Raw genomic sequence first — 13,070 nt, 5'->3', positions numbered from 1 at the left:
AGCGACCCCGGGTTCGACGGAGTGGGGTGACGTCGGGCGCACGGCCCGACGGCGGTCCGGCGGTTAGCGTTGTCCCGTCCCCCCGCGCGCCGACCCGGGCGTGGCGCCGTGGTAGCCGGAGGTGCCGATGGAGTTCCCGTTCAGCCTCACCGAGGAGCAGATCCTCTCGCTCATCGTCGTGGGCACGCTCGCGGTCGTCGCGATCGTCGGCGTGAACATCCTCGCGCCGAAGGCGGGGGTGGCGGCGCCGCTGGTCCTCGTCGCGGTGGGCGTCGCGGTGAGCTTCGTCCCCGCGGTGCCGGAGATCGAGTTCGAGCCCGAGTGGATCCTCGCGGGCATCCTGCCGCCGCTCCTGTACTCCGCGGCGGTCGGGCTGCCGACGATGGACTTCCGGCGGGACTTCACGGCGATCAGCGGGCTCTCCGTGGTCCTCGTCCTGCTCAGCACGGTGCTGCTCGGGTACCTCTTCACCTGGCTGATCCCCGGCATCCCGCTCGCCGCCGGGTTCGCGCTCGGCGCGATCGTCAGCCCGACGGACGCCGTCGCGACGTCGATCGTCAAACGGCTCGGGGCGTCGCCGCGCGTCGTCACGCTGCTCGAGGGCGAGAGCCTGCTCAACGACGCCTCCGCGCTCGTGCTCCTGCGGTCGGCGATCGCCGCCATCGCGCTCACGGTGGCCAGCGACGGGGTCGCCCCCGCGTTCTCGCTGTGGGCGGTCGCGGGCGACTTCGTGTTCGCCGTCGTCGTCGCCGTGATCGTGGGGTTCCTCGTCGGCTTCCTCGGCCTCACCGTCCGGCGCCGGCTCGCCAACCCGGCGCTGAGCACCGCCGTCTCGTTCGTCGTGCCGTTCATCGCCTACCTGCCCACCGAGGAGCTCGGCGCGTCGGGCCTCGTCGCGGTCGTGACGGCCGGGCTCGTCACGGGCAACGGCGCCGCCAAGTACCTGCGGCCGCAGCACCGCCTCGCCGAGGAGTCGAACTGGCGCACCGTCGAGCTGCTCCTCGAGGGCACGGTCTTCCTCCTCATGGGCCTGGAGCTGTTCGCCCTCGTCACCGACGTGCAGGAGGCGCACGGGAGCCTGTGGCGGGCCGTCGGCATCGCGGCGCTCGCGGCGGTCGTCATCCTCGTCGTGCGGTCGGCGTACGTCGCGACGCTCCTGCGGTCCCTCGCGCGCAGGGCACGCCGCGGAGAGTCGCTGCGCGGCGTGATCCAGGGCATGCAGGAGAAGATCGACGCACGGTTCGGTCCGGCCGAGTCGCCCCTCGAGACGTACGAGCCCTCGGGGCGCCACCGCGGCGGCGCCCCCCGGACGGGCGGGCCGAAGGAGGTCCCGCAGGCCCGCGTCGGGCGCATCCGCACGTCGTTGCGCCGCCGCGCGGCCGACATCGACTACCTCACGGCCGAGCCGCTCGGGTGGCGCGAGGGCACACTCCTCGTCTGGGCCGGCATGCGCGGCGTGGTGACGCTGGCCGCGGCACAGACCCTGCCCACCGACACGCCGCAGCGCTCGTTCCTCGTGCTCGTCGCGTTCGGCGTCGCCGCGGGCACGCTCGTCGTCCAGGGCGGGACGCTGCCGTGGGTCGTGCGCCGCCTGGGGCTGGCAGGCGGGTCGACCCGCGCCGACGAGGACCGCGGCGCCGTCCGCGCCGAGCTCGACGCCGCGGCCGTGGCCGTCATCGACGCGCCCGACCTGCGCCGCGACGACGGCACCACGTACGACGGCGACGTCGTCGCCCGCGTGCGGCGCGACGTCGTGCGCGAGCTGGAGAACCGCGACACCGACGCCGCGACGTCGGCCGACCTCTTCGCCCAGTACAAGGAGCTGCGCCTGCGCGCCATCGCCGCGCAGCGGGTGGCGCTGCTCGACGCACGGACCTCCGGCGCGTACAGCTCGCAGGCCCTGCGGCACGCGCTCGACCTGCTGGACGCCGAGCAGATCGACCTCGAGCTGCGCCGCGGACCCTACGTCCCGGGCGACGACGACTGACCGGCCCAGCAGGGCGCGTTCCGTCCTGCGGAACGAGAGCCTCGATCTCGGGCTCGCGCCTTTCTACGGTGCGGGTACCGACACACTCCGTCGTCGGCCGAGAGGAGTCATGATGTCCACCCCGACCTTTGCGGGTATCGCGAGCCAAGGGCTCGACAGCCCGCACTTCGTCACGTTCTCGACGCCCGACGGGCAGCTCGTCTACGTGTTGTCCGGTGTCGTTCTCTGCACGTTCGGCGGGGGTCCGGGTGGTGGCGGCTGGCACCACGACACCCTGACCTTCGACGTCCCGATCCCTGACCTCCCCGCCCGGCGCGGCCTGCGGCTACGTCACTGGGCTCCGTTCGTGACGCTGAACACCGTGGCCAACGACGGCGAAGGGGACAACATCGCCTTCGGTGTCGACAGCTTCTCCGTCACCAACTGGGACCAGGTGATGCGAACCGTCCAGGTCGCCGCCAACCTGGCGGTACGCGACATCGACGGGTTCGTCCTGCGCGTCGGCTACCGCATCGACCTGCTCGGCTCCCTGGAGCCGCTCCCGAGCATCTGAGGCTCGCGCGACGTCGAGGCCCGCGCGAGATCGCGAGTGATCGCGAGGGCCACGGCAGTCGTGCGGGGGACGGTTCGCCGGAGGTCGACACGTCCGACCGGGCCGGTCACGCCGACGACAGCGGTGAGCGAGTCACCGCTGAACACGGGAGCCGCGACGCATGACCAGCCCGGGGAGTGCTCGCCCTGCTCGGTCGCGAAACCCGAGCCCGCGACGCGCTCGAGCAGGCGGTCGAAGCTCCGCGGGCTGTGGAGGAGCACTCCGGACGCCCACCGACGAGGGGAGTCCTCGGCGATGCTCGCCGCTCGAGCCGGTTGGTGCGCCAGGACGAGCCGCCCGACAGCGGTGGAGGCGAGCTCCCGGTCGTCGTCGAGGTCCGGCCAGCCGTACGGGCCTGAGAGGCCGTACGGTCCCCCCAGGAGAACGACGTGCTGGTCCCACACCCCGGCCAGCCAGCTCGGGAGGTGCGTGCTGCACCAGAGCTCATAGAGGCGGGGGGCCGCGAAGCGGGCCTCGGTTCGACGTCGGGTGGCCGCAGTCCCCCACCTCGCCGGACCGGGCCCGAGCGCGTACCCGTCCGCCGTGCGCTCCACCGCGCCCCTCTTCGAGAGCTGCCCGAGGATGCGGTGAAGGGTCGCCTTGGGAAGTCCCGTCTTCTCGGCGAGGGCGGACAGGCGCATGCTGCCGGACCGTGTCGCCAGCGCGTCCAGGATGACGACGACACGGTCGACCAGACCTTCATCGTGGACCACAGGACTCCTCCTCGGGTCACGGCGGGTGATGCCGCCTCGTCACTCTGAAGAGAGGGCCGTATCGGCACAGGGTGACGGATCGCGAGCCGTGACCGACGGTGCGGCGTCAGACGTCGGCGGCCGCGAGCGCGCCGTCGACCCCCACGACGCCGAGCTCGAGGCGCGCGATCCCGTCGACGGGGACGGCGGACGACGCCCCGAGCCCGTCGGAGCTCCCCGCCTCCGTGGACGACCACGTGGCGACGACCTCCCGGGTGCCGGCGTCGTCCACGAGGACGAGCTGGTACGTCGCGCCGTCCTCCCAGTCCCCGACGGGGTACGAGCACGACCAGTCGAGGCGGGTCCCCCACGCGGCCGGGGTGAGCGTGAGGTCGGCGTGCACGTCCGCCGCGCCGACCGGCTCCAGCGCGACCTCCGTCGTCCCGGCCGCGACCGGCGGCGGTGCGTCGTCCGGGCGGGTGACGGCCACGCCGCCCGCGACGCCCGCCACGACCAGCCCGACGGCGGCCGCCCCGAGCAGCGCCCGGCGTCGGACCTGACGACGCCGCGCACCGGCCGCGACGACGGCGAGCGGGACGACGACGCCGTCGTCGGACCCGTTCCCCGTGCCGCTCCGGACGCCCGCGTCGCCCGTGCCGTCCACGAGCGCGTCGGCGTGCTCCGCGGTGAGCATGCCGAGGATCCCGGGCATGCCGGCGAGCTCGCCGACGGCCTCGCGGCACGCGGCGCACGTGGACAGGTGCTGCTCGAACGCGCGGCGGTCGTGCGGGCTCAGCGCGCCCAGCACGTAGGCCGCGTCCCACTCGCGGTACGGGTCCGGGGGAGGGGTGGCGGTCATGACGAGACTCCCTTCTCCTGCAGCGCGAGCCTCAGCGCGCGGAGCGCGTAGTGCATGCGGGACTTGACGGTCCCGGGCGGGACGCCGTGCGCCGACGCCATCTCGGCCACGGAACGCCCGTGGTAGTACGCGTCGACGACGACGGCCCGGTGCTCGGGCGAGAGCGACACGAGCGCGTCCGCGACGAGCCACGCGTCGAGGACGGCCTGCGTCGCGTCCGCCTCGCCGCGGTCGGGCACGTCGGCGCTCGCGAGCTCGCGGCGGTGGTGCGCGCTGCGCAGCTCGTCCACGACGAGGTTGCGTGCGACCGTGAAGAGCCACGCGCGCACCGATCCCTCCGGCCGTTCGAGCACCTCGGGGTGGCGCCACGCGCGCAGCAGCGTCTCCTGGACCACGTCCTGCGCCTGCGCCGAGTCGTCGGTGAGGCGCGCGACGTAGCGCTCCAGCGCGGGACCGTGCGCGGCGTGGACCGCCCGCAGCAGGTCGTCGGCGTCGGCGCGCACGCGCGGCACCTCCCCGTCCGTCACGACCCGGACGCCGGCACGAGGTCGAGGCCGAACTCGACGCTGCCCGCGTCGTCGACCGTGACGAACCCGAGGCTCGGCGCCTGGACGTCGAAGTCGGAGAACGTGATCGGCACGCTGCCGACCACCTGGACGCCGTCGGCGGTCGTGCCGACCTGCGCCTCGACCGTGACGGCCTGCGTCACGCCGTGGATCGTCAGGTCGCCCGCGAGCTCGACGTCCGCCGAGCCGGCGGGCAGCTCGACGGGTGACGTGAGCGCGAACGTCGCGGTCGGGTAGGTCCCGACCTCGAGCGCGTCGCCTCGGAAGTACGCGTCGCGCGGCGGCTCGTCGGTCGCGACGCTCGCCATGTCGACCTCCACCGTCGCCGCGGTGAGCGTGCCGTCGGCGACGGTGAACGACCCCGTGACCTCGTCGGTCCTGCCGGTGACCGTGACGTCCTCGCCCTGGAGCACCTCGTGGACGCGGTACCCGGCGTAGGAGCCGTCGGCCACGGTCCAGTCGCCCGCGAGGCTCGCCGGGTCGAGCGCGCCCGCGTCGCCCGACGGCGCGTCGAGCGTCGGCTCCTCGGCCGCGGCCCGGTTGGACCAGTCCGCGTACAGGCCGGGGCCGACCACGACCGCGGCACCGCCCAGCACCACGACGCCGACCCCGACCCCCACGAGCACCTTCGTCCTCCTGCGCACGTCCGCTCCTCCCGATCATCCTCCGTCGACCCCGTCACCCAGGGAGACGAGGCAGCCGCCCGATCGGTTCAGTCGAGTCTCACCGTGCGGTCGGATGAACCGCACGGCGAGCCGCGTCGTCGTGAGAGTAGGGGCCGTGCTCGCGACCCCGACCGTCCTCTCGAGGAGTCGACATGCGACGCACCCTGACCATCACCGCCTCGGCCCGGACCGCCCGCGCCGCTCCCGCCGTCGTGCTCGTCGCCGCGCTGGTCGGCGTGCTCGGTGGGTGCTCCGGCGGGGGAGGCGGCCTCTACGGCGGAGGCGGGAGCAGCCCGTCCACGGACTCCGGCACGACGAGCGACGGCACGACCGGCGACGGCACGGGGTCCGGGCCGGCCCTCGGGACGGCAGACTCCTCGCTCGGCACCATCGTGGTCGACGGACAGGGGATGACCGTCTACTACTACGACAAGGACACGAAGGGCTCCGGGACGAGCGCGTGCGAGGGCGAGTGCGCCGCCGCGTGGCCCGCGGTCCACGCGGCGAGCGCGGAGCCCGAGGTCGAGGGCGTCACGGCCGAGGTCGGCACGATCACCGGCGTCGACGGCGAGCTCCAGGTCACGGTCGACGGCCGCCCCGTCTACACGTACGCGGCCGACCAGGCCGAGGGAGACGTGTCGGGTCAGGGGGTCAACGGCGTCTGGCACGTCGTCGCGCCGGACGGCACCGAGATCATGGACGCGGCCCCCGCCGCCGGGTCGGGCTACTGACCGACGCCCGGTCCCGGCCCGGACGGGCCCCGCGCCGGCCCGGTCACGGGTGGTCGAGCGGCGGCGAGCTCAGGCAGAACGGGTGGCCGTCCGGGTCCGCCGTGGTCAGCCGACCTGCTCGCGCAGCCACGCGACGTCGGCCGGGACGTCGGCGTGCGTCTCGCAGACGACCGACGTGCCCGCCGCGCGCACGACCCCGAGCAGGAGCTCCGGGTCGATCGTCCCGGCCGTGAGGCCGGCGTGGCGGTCGGCGCCGGAGCCCGCGGTGTCGCGGCTGTTGTTGAGGTGCACGAGGTCGACGCGGCCGGTGATCGCGCGCACGTCGTCGACCGCCGTCGTGAGGTCGATGCCGCCCGCCCACGCGTGGCACGTGTCGAGGCAGAACCCGACGTTCTCGGCGCCGTCGGCCTGCTGCACGGCCGCCCACAGGCCCTCGATGCGGTCGAGGCGGCGGGCCATCGAGAAGTCGCCGCCGGCGGTGTTCTCGATGTACACGGTGACGTCCGTCTGGAGCGCGTCGATCGCCTTGCGCCAGTTGTCGAAGCCCTTCGCCGGGTCCTCCTTGGCGGTGACGTGCCCGCCGTGGACCACGACGCCCGTCGCGCCGACCGCCGCCGCGCCGTCGACGATCTGCTGGAGCAGCTTGCGGCTCGGGATGCGGATGCGGTTGTTGGGGCTCGCGACGTTGATGACGTACGGCGCGTGCACGACGAGCTCGAGGTCCGCCGCCGCGGCGGCGTCCTTCAGCGCCTCCGCGCCGCCGGGAAAGGTGAACTCCGGTCCCTTCCAAGACTGGGGGTCGCCGAGGAAGATCTGGGCGACGTCCGCGCCGATGCTCGCTGCCTGCGCGATGACGTCCGACTGGTCGAGGTGGGCTCCGATCCGCATGGGGACCAACCTACGCGTCGCCGCCCACGACGGGGGCTCGCGCGCGGATCAGCGGTCCTTCGCGAGGTCCGTCGGGCGCCGGACCGCGAGGTCCGCCGTCGCGGCCAGCGCGACGACGGCCCAGGTCCCGGCGAGGACCAGTCCCCACAGGACGGGCGTCGTCGGATCGAGGTACCGGGCGTGGAGCGCGACGACGGCGAGCGTCGTCGCCGTCGCGGCGACCCCCGCGACGAGGAGCGTCTCGAGCGCGACGAGGACGAGCAACGAGCGTGCCGAGGTGCCCGAGAGGCGGTACACCGCGAGCTCGCTCGCCCGCAGCCGGTACGTGACGGCGGTCGTGACGGCGCCCAGCAGCCCCAGGAGCACGGGCAGGAAGCGGCTCGGCCGGTCGAGGAACGCCTGGACCGGGTCGCTCGTCGCGCGCAGCGCCTCGGTGCCGACCACGGCGTTGCCGCTCACGTGCAGCGAGGCGATCTGGGTCGCGGCGACGTCGTCGACGGCCACCAGGGGATCGAGCACGACGACGCAGCGCTCGACCAGGGCGTCGTCGGGCCGGAGCGGCACCGTCAGAGAACGCCCCGCCCCGACACCCTCGCGCAGGCCCGGGGTCCGCGCCGAGCCGAGCGCCTCGGCGCCGACGAGCACGCGCTGGTCCGAGGGTCCGGCGCGGTCGAGCAGGCCGGCGTCGACGAGCGCGTCGACGTCGGCGAGCCCGGGGACGAGGGTGGTCGACGCACGCTGCACGGGGACGTCCGGGCCGACCGGTACGACCTCCGTGCTGCCGCCCGGCACGACGGCGCCTGCGGCCTCGACCCCCGGCGCTCCGGCGAGCGCCTCGCACGACGCACGTGAGATGAGGGCGGGCTGGTCGGGGTTCGCCTGCATGTAGCTGACGACGCCGCGCCCGCGCTCGGCGAGGTCGTCCAGCTCGTCCTGGAGCGACGCGGTCTCGAGCGCGACGAAGGCGGCGGTGCCCGACCCGAGCACGACGGCGAGCGCAACCGCGGGAAGCAGCCGTGCGGAGCGGCCGACGGTGTTGCGCAGGGCTTCGCGCGCGAGGTCGGCGACGCGCCAACCGTCACGCACGGACGACCGCCTCCCGCCGGAGCGGGACGGTCGCGTCGGCTGCGGCGACGAGCACCGGGTCGTGGGTCGCGACGACGATCGTCGCGTGCGACACGAGCCCGGCGAGGATCCGGGCGACGAGCTCGGTGTTGGCGGCGTCGAGGTTCGCCGACGGCTCGTCGGCGAGGATGAGCTCCTTGCCCGACGCGAGGGCGCGCGCGAGCGCGACCCGTTGGAGCTCGCCGCCGGACAGGCGCCGGGCCTGCTCGTCGGCCCGGTCCGCGAGCCCGACCTGGTCGAGCGCGGCGCGCGCGGTGTCCCGGGCCTCTCGTCCGGGGCGGCCCGCCGCGAGCGGCGCGACGAGGACGTTGTCGAGGACGGAGCGGCGCCCCAGCGCGTTGGACCCCTGGGGGACCCAGGCGACGACGCCGGGCGAGGGCGGTCGGGGCGCTCCGTCGATCCCGAGGAGCTCGATCCGTCCGGTCGCGAGCGGCTGGTACCCCGCGACGGCGGCGAGGAGCGACGACTTGCCGCTCCCCGACGGTCCGACGAGCGCGGTGACGCGCGCGGGCTCGAACGTCGCGGTCAGCCCGGCGAACACCGGGACGGGCCCGAACGCGATGGCGGCGTCGATCACGTCCACGCGCACGCCGCTACCCGCACCCTGACGTACCGGTGGCCTGCGTCGCGTCGCGCAGCACGCGGGAGCCGACGAGGTCGGCGTCGACGAGCACCGTCGCGAGCTCGTTCCCGGGTTCCGCGACCTCGAGCCGGCGGGGCTGCGCCGCGGTCGTGGAGCCGTCGCTCAGCAGGACGCACGTCGTGCCGTCGTGGTCCACGCGCACGGCCGTCGAGGGGACGGCACCGCGCTCCGCCGGGTCCTGGAGCGCGAGGATCGCGCCCCGGTAGCGCACCGTCGACGTCGACTCGTCCGCGATCCGCTCGAGCGTGCCCGCGGCCGCGGCCTCCTCGAGCGCCGCCACGACGCCGTCCAGCTCGGCGCCCTGGGGCGCCGCGCTCGACATCGGTACCTCGACCTCGCCCAGGCGCAGCACGACCGGCTCTCGGGCGAGCCGGCCGAGACCGCCGCCCTCGGCGATCGGGGCCACGGTCAGCGCCTCCACGGGCTGCGAGCCCTCCAGCACCGCGTCGCCCGCCTCGACCCGGTCCCCCAGGCCGACGAGGGGACCGGTGACCGCCGGCACGGCGTCGTCGACCCGCACGACGTACGAGAGGCGGAACTCCCCGTCCCGGGGAACCCCGAGGCGCTCCTGGAGCGCCCGGACCGCCTCGCGCGTCGCCGGGCCGAACCGGTCGTCGACGCCGACCGCGTCCAGGTACCCGAGCGACACGAGGTAGTCCCCGAGCGCGCGCACGTCCGCACCACGGTCACCCGGGCGCAGGTCGCGCCACAGCGGGTCGCCGCGGTACGCGAGCACGTCGACGCCGTCGACGGCGAACAGCGCCTGCCCGGCCACGACGGGACCCGCCTCGGTGAGCGCGGTGACGACTCCCCCCGCGGGAGCACGGACCTCGGGAGCCACGGCGCGCACCGTCGCGACCTCGACCGCGGTCCGTCCGTCGTCGGAACGGGCGCCGACCTCGACGACCGTCGGCGCCGGCACCGCGACGCTCCGCTCCTCCGCCGCGTCGACGAGCGGGAACGCCACGACGACCGCGACCACGGGCACGGCCCACAGCGCCACCAACGGCACCAGGCGCACCCAGCCACGGGACCGGTCGCTCCTCACAGGGCGTCGTACTCCGCGACGCACGACGCCTCGTCCAGCCCGGCGCCGGCCACGGCGCGCTGCGCCTCCGCGAGCGTCGACGGGACGCCTAGCCCGCGCTCCTGCAGGCAGTACCTCAGCGCGTCCAGCAACGACGACTCGTCCTGGTTCGAGGTCTGCCAGACGACGTCGACGAACTTGAAGTCGCGGTCGTAGCAGGTCTTCTCGACGCCGGAGTCGACAGCCTCCGCGGGGATGCCCCCCTGCCACACCACCCCGACGAGCTCGACGTCCCGCAGCTCGTAGCCCTCAGCGCGCAGACACGCTCGAAACCGCTCGAACCCTGCCATGTACTCGTCCTGGGTCACCTCACCGTCCGACAGCGCCTCGCGCTGCTCCGGACCAGCAAGAGAGAGGTCCTCGTCGTCGTTGATCGCGTCGAAGTGCGGAAGCCCGTCCGCACTCGAGCCTGCACCCCCGCCCGAGCACCCTGCCACGAGCAGCGCCGCCAGCGAGACCCCGAGGAGTACCCCGCGGCGGCGTGACAGACGTTTCATCACACGTTCGTCGTGAAAGTGCCGGTGCCCTGCCCGTAATGCTGTGCCTGCGTAAAGTTGGTGCCGGTGCGTCGGGCGGTGACGTCGGATCCGGTCTTCGTGGTCCACATGGTCCAAGAGGCCCCACCGACGTGCGTGTAGTAGCCCCGCACGCCCACAGTGCCGCAGTTTCCGGCTGCGACAGACTGCACTGCGGTGGAGTTCGACGCCCCGTAGACCATGGCGCCCGTGCTGCATGTCCGTGACGCGGTCCCCGCTGAAGCGGGCGCCGCCGTCGACACCATCAGCCCCACCGAGACCATCACCGCAAGGAGCGCAGAGGCCTCCTTCGTTCCCTTGCGCATCACTGTTTCCCCTCAATCTTCGTCATCGAACATCGAACAGTGGTGCTCAACGTAGGGGTCGGCAGGCTATTGCGCAACCCCGCGAAACAAACTATCAGGATCGACGTCCCTGGGCGCGAATCTGCAGGCCAGGGCTCGTGCGGCTGCGGCCTTTGCTGTGCCGTCAGGCGCGGTGGGCGCTGCCGTCGGTGGCGCGCAGGAGCGCCCAGCGGTCGTGCTCGAGCGGGGCGCCGACGGGGTACTTCCGGGCCGCGGCCTCGTCGAAGTCGACGCCGGGCCGGGGCATCGGGGGCGAGCAGGTGGCCGTCGGCCGGCACGGGGGCGCCGGGGAAGACCTCGAGCGTCGCGTCGCGAAAGGTCGCGGCCTTTCGCGACGCCGAACGCGGGGGAGGAGATGGTGAGCGCCATGTTGGCCGCCATCCCGACGGGCGTGACGTCGCCCGGCCCGTGCGGCGCGGAGCGCACCCCGAACAACTCGCACACGGCGACGAGCGTGCGCGTGGGCGTTCCGGCTGGAGGACCTCGGCGGCGGGGCGGTCGGGCTGCGCGCCGAGGTCAACGGCCGCTACGTGTGCGCCGAGGGCGGGGGTGCGCAGCCGCTCGTGGCGGACCGGACCGCCGTCGGGCCGTGGGAGACGTTCGACCTCGTCCGGCTCTGACGCGCCTCACCAGCCGGTGGCGCTGCGGCGGATGACGTCGCGCCGCAGGTCCAGCAGCGCCGCGCGGGCACGGCGGCGGCGGTCGGCCGGGTCCACGGTGAGCTCGTCGCCCGGGTTGGCGCGACGCTGCGGCTCCTCGCGGGGGCGCAGGTCCAGCGACATCCCGAGGTCGGTGGTCCGGCGTGCGGCGGTCCGGTGGTCCGTCGCACGATCGCCGGCGGACGCTCGCGTCGACGGAGCGTCGGCGCGGCCGGGGATCGACGGGGCGGAGAAGAGCGGGCGGTTGTCCGGCACGGGAGCCTCCTCGGGGACGGCCGCGAGGGCGGCCGCGGGTCGGGACGGATGCTGGTGGGGGGGGGGGGGGGGGCTGGGATTTGGGCTCTGTCCCCCCCCCCACCTCCATCGTGCGACCGCGACGTTTCACCCGGTCGTCCGAGGCGTTTCGGCAGTGTTGCAGCAAGTCCGCCGCTCCCTGAGACGGCCCGCCCCCGGCGTCGAGCACGACATGGGGGTCGTTATCCGGCGGATAGCGACCCCCATGTCGTGCTCGACAGCGGGTGAGGTCGTGCTCGGGGGCGCTCAGGACGGGCCGCGGCCTCCGCACGAGGCGACCGTCTCGTCCTCGACGACGACCGAGGCCTCCCAGTTCCACGCCGTCGGGAGCGCTGCGACCGTCGCCGCCGGGACGTGGACCGTGTACAGCCCTGCGCCGGCGGCCGTGGGCGGGACGACGTCCCACTCGCCGCTTCCGTCGGCGCGCTGCTCGACCCGGAACGGCGACCGGAACTCGCCCAGAGGGTCGCCCTGCCGCGTCTCGAGGCGCAGGACGAGGGCGGCGTCCAACGGTCCGTCGGGCGTGGCGTCCGGGTCGAGGTCGACCGCGAACGACGCGTCGAGGCCCGTCTCGTCGCCGGCCTCGTCGGGGAGCGGGCTCGTCCGGGTCACGCCCCACCGGCTCTCGGTGCCCGGGGTCGACCAGCTGACGACCTGCACGTCGCCGACGGTCAGCGGGGACTCGTCCGACACCTCCGGGGTGCACCTCGCCGTCCACACGTCGCCGCCGGTGTACGTGGCAGGGCCGAGGACGAAGACGGCGCTCCCCACCGAGAGGATCGTCGCCGCGGCGGTGACGGTGCGCGACGGCGTCGGGCCCCCGGTGCCGGTCCCCGGGCCGAGGAACGGCACTGGCGGGCGGACCTGCCGCAGCACGACCGTGCTGCACAGCGAGTCGGCGAACGTCTGACGCCGCGCCTGCCACAGCGGGCGGAGGAAGCCAACGAGGAGGATCGCGTCGAGGAGGTGCGCGAGCCACCGCAGGACCGTCGTGACGAGCCCGGCCGCGCGTCCCGTCTCCGCGCGCACTACGACGATGCCCACGGTCCGCTTGCCCGGGGTCCATCCCGCATACGCCTGCAGGAGGACGAACGCGACCGCCGTCGCGACGAGCCAGCCGCTCTCGCCGATCGTGACACCGTCGCCCGCGCCGACCGAGATGCCGGGCAGGATCTGCGGCGCTCCGACCGGACCCACCGCGAGGAACGACACCGTCGCGACGATCGCCGTGTCGAGCAGGTGGGCGACCACCCGGCGGCTCCAGCTCGCGTAGTCGGCCGGCGCCGGGTACAGGCCGACGTCGCGCAGCGCCGGATCGAGGTCTCCGGCTCCGACGTCGTGCGTCGGCCCCCTGCCGGTCGGGGCGTCGATGGCCACGCGCCGATCCTGGCAGAGCCCCCGC

The 13,070-nt window shown here is 74.5% G+C and carries 16 protein-coding genes; 3 read left to right on the top strand and 13 right to left on the bottom strand.

Annotated features, from left to right (window positions below; translation table 11 throughout):
• Window positions 1–127 precede the first annotated feature (127 nt).
• Together ACTJIY_RS04250 and ACTJIY_RS04245 are read left to right on the top strand one after the other, a co-directional pair.
• Window positions 128–1,987 (top strand): cation:proton antiporter, encoded by a 1,860-nt coding sequence (locus tag ACTJIY_RS04250; protein ID WP_440673224.1) that lies wholly within the window; start codon window positions 128–130, stop codon window positions 1,985–1,987.
• 112 nt (window positions 1,988–2,099) lie between these two features.
• The gene (locus tag ACTJIY_RS04245; RefSeq protein ID WP_440673225.1) at window positions 2,100–2,540 is read left to right on the top strand and encodes a hypothetical protein; all 441 of its coding nucleotides are present in this window, start codon (window positions 2,100–2,102) and stop codon (window positions 2,538–2,540) included.
• Here the strand turns inward: ACTJIY_RS04245 and ACTJIY_RS04240 are convergent.
• From ACTJIY_RS04240 to ACTJIY_RS04225, 4 genes are all read right to left on the bottom strand, one after another.
• The gene (locus ACTJIY_RS04240; protein WP_440673226.1) at window positions 2,492–3,292 is read right to left on the bottom strand and encodes an IclR family transcriptional regulator; all 801 of its coding nucleotides are present in this window, start codon (window positions 3,290–3,292) and stop codon (window positions 2,492–2,494) included. The genes ACTJIY_RS04245 and ACTJIY_RS04240 overlap by 49 nt on opposite strands.
• 106 nt (window positions 3,293–3,398) lie before the next feature.
• Window positions 3,399–4,130 carry an anti-sigma factor family protein gene (locus ACTJIY_RS04235; protein WP_440673227.1) on the bottom strand — a complete coding sequence of 244 codons (732 nt, stop codon included), beginning with the start codon at window positions 4,128–4,130 and terminating at the stop codon, window positions 3,399–3,401.
• Window positions 4,127–4,633 carry a sigma-70 family RNA polymerase sigma factor gene (locus ACTJIY_RS04230; protein ID WP_440673228.1) on the bottom strand — a complete coding sequence of 169 codons (507 nt, stop codon included), beginning with the start codon at window positions 4,631–4,633 and terminating at the stop codon, window positions 4,127–4,129. Before ACTJIY_RS04230 ends, ACTJIY_RS04235 begins: the two co-directional genes overlap by 4 nt.
• Before the next feature lie 20 nt (window positions 4,634–4,653).
• The gene (locus ACTJIY_RS04225; protein ID WP_440673229.1) at window positions 4,654–5,340 is read right to left on the bottom strand and encodes a YceI family protein; all 687 of its coding nucleotides are present in this window, start codon (window positions 5,338–5,340) and stop codon (window positions 4,654–4,656) included.
• A gap of 173 nt (window positions 5,341–5,513) precedes the next feature.
• Between ACTJIY_RS04225 and ACTJIY_RS04220 the strand changes: the two genes are divergently transcribed.
• Window positions 5,514–6,092, top strand: coding sequence for a COG4315 family predicted lipoprotein (locus tag ACTJIY_RS04220; protein WP_440673230.1), 579 nt, complete (start codon window positions 5,514–5,516; stop codon window positions 6,090–6,092).
• Between the two features lie 105 nt (window positions 6,093–6,197).
• On the opposite strand, the gene ACTJIY_RS04215 is transcribed toward ACTJIY_RS04220, so the two are convergent.
• From ACTJIY_RS04215 to ACTJIY_RS04175, 9 genes are all read right to left on the bottom strand, one after another.
• Window positions 6,198–6,980, bottom strand: a complete 783-nt coding sequence (locus ACTJIY_RS04215) for a deoxyribonuclease IV (protein WP_074804546.1) — start codon at window positions 6,978–6,980, stop codon at window positions 6,198–6,200.
• 48 nt (window positions 6,981–7,028) lie between these two features.
• Window positions 7,029–8,066, bottom strand: a complete 1,038-nt coding sequence (locus ACTJIY_RS04210; protein ID WP_253051752.1) for a hypothetical protein — start codon at window positions 8,064–8,066, stop codon at window positions 7,029–7,031.
• On the bottom strand, window positions 8,059–8,688 hold the full coding sequence (locus tag ACTJIY_RS04205; RefSeq protein WP_440673231.1) for an ATP-binding cassette domain-containing protein: 630 nt from the start codon (window positions 8,686–8,688) through the stop codon (window positions 8,059–8,061). The genes ACTJIY_RS04210 and ACTJIY_RS04205 overlap by 8 nt, the downstream gene beginning before the upstream one ends.
• A gap of 10 nt (window positions 8,689–8,698) precedes the next feature.
• Window positions 8,699–9,796: a peptidoglycan-binding domain-containing protein gene (locus tag ACTJIY_RS04200; protein WP_253051756.1), complete on the bottom strand. Its 1,098-nt coding sequence runs from the start codon at window positions 9,794–9,796 to the stop codon at window positions 8,699–8,701.
• Window positions 9,793–10,332 carry a hypothetical protein gene (locus ACTJIY_RS04195; protein WP_253051757.1) on the bottom strand — a complete coding sequence of 180 codons (540 nt, stop codon included), beginning with the start codon at window positions 10,330–10,332 and terminating at the stop codon, window positions 9,793–9,795. Before ACTJIY_RS04195 ends, ACTJIY_RS04200 begins: the two co-directional genes overlap by 4 nt.
• A complete protein-coding gene (locus ACTJIY_RS04190; protein ID WP_440673232.1) occupies window positions 10,332–10,676 on the bottom strand; it encodes a hypothetical protein in 345 nt (114 codons plus the stop codon). Before ACTJIY_RS04190 ends, ACTJIY_RS04195 begins: the two co-directional genes overlap by 1 nt.
• A gap of 163 nt (window positions 10,677–10,839) precedes the next feature.
• Window positions 10,840–10,962 carry a hypothetical protein gene (locus ACTJIY_RS04185; RefSeq protein WP_290445145.1) on the bottom strand — a complete coding sequence of 41 codons (123 nt, stop codon included), beginning with the start codon at window positions 10,960–10,962 and terminating at the stop codon, window positions 10,840–10,842.
• A 379-nt stretch (window positions 10,963–11,341) separates the two neighbouring features.
• On the bottom strand, window positions 11,342–11,629 hold the full coding sequence (locus ACTJIY_RS04180; protein ID WP_253051759.1) for a hypothetical protein: 288 nt from the start codon (window positions 11,627–11,629) through the stop codon (window positions 11,342–11,344).
• 285 nt (window positions 11,630–11,914) lie between these two features.
• Window positions 11,915–13,045, bottom strand: a complete 1,131-nt coding sequence (locus ACTJIY_RS04175) for an RDD family protein (protein WP_440673233.1) — start codon at window positions 13,043–13,045, stop codon at window positions 11,915–11,917.
• Between the last annotated feature and the right edge of the window lie 25 nt (window positions 13,046–13,070).

This window comes from Cellulosimicrobium sp. 22598 (assembly GCF_052044445.1).
Lineage (GTDB): Bacteria > Actinomycetota > Actinomycetes > Actinomycetales > Cellulomonadaceae > Cellulosimicrobium > Cellulosimicrobium cellulans_G.
The sequence above is the reverse complement of the archived record's forward strand: the minus strand, read 5'-3'. Positions and strand labels throughout refer to the sequence as shown.

Excerpts from the sequence above, each read along its gene's own strand:
- ACTJIY_RS04235 (WP_440673227.1), bottom strand. The coding sequence starts at position 4,130 with ATGACCGCCACCCCTCCCCCGGACCCGTACCGCGAGTGGGACGCGGCC.
- ACTJIY_RS04250 (WP_440673224.1), top strand. The coding sequence starts at position 128 with ATGGAGTTCCCGTTCAGCCTCACCGAGGAGCAGATCCTCTCGCTCATC.
- ACTJIY_RS04245 (WP_440673225.1), top strand. The coding sequence starts at position 2,100 with ATGTCCACCCCGACCTTTGCGGGTATCGCGAGCCAAGGGCTCGACAGC.
- ACTJIY_RS04190 (WP_440673232.1), bottom strand. The coding sequence starts at position 10,676 with ATGCGCAAGGGAACGAAGGAGGCCTCTGCGCTCCTTGCGGTGATGGTC.
- ACTJIY_RS04215 (WP_074804546.1), bottom strand. The coding sequence starts at position 6,980 with ATGCGGATCGGAGCCCACCTCGACCAGTCGGACGTCATCGCGCAGGCA.
- ACTJIY_RS04220 (WP_440673230.1), top strand. The coding sequence starts at position 5,514 with ATGCGACGCACCCTGACCATCACCGCCTCGGCCCGGACCGCCCGCGCC.
- ACTJIY_RS04185 (WP_290445145.1), bottom strand. The coding sequence starts at position 10,962 with ATGCCCCGGCCCGGCGTCGACTTCGACGAGGCCGCGGCCCGGAAGTAC.
- ACTJIY_RS04195 (WP_253051757.1), bottom strand. The coding sequence starts at position 10,332 with ATGAAACGTCTGTCACGCCGCCGCGGGGTACTCCTCGGGGTCTCGCTG.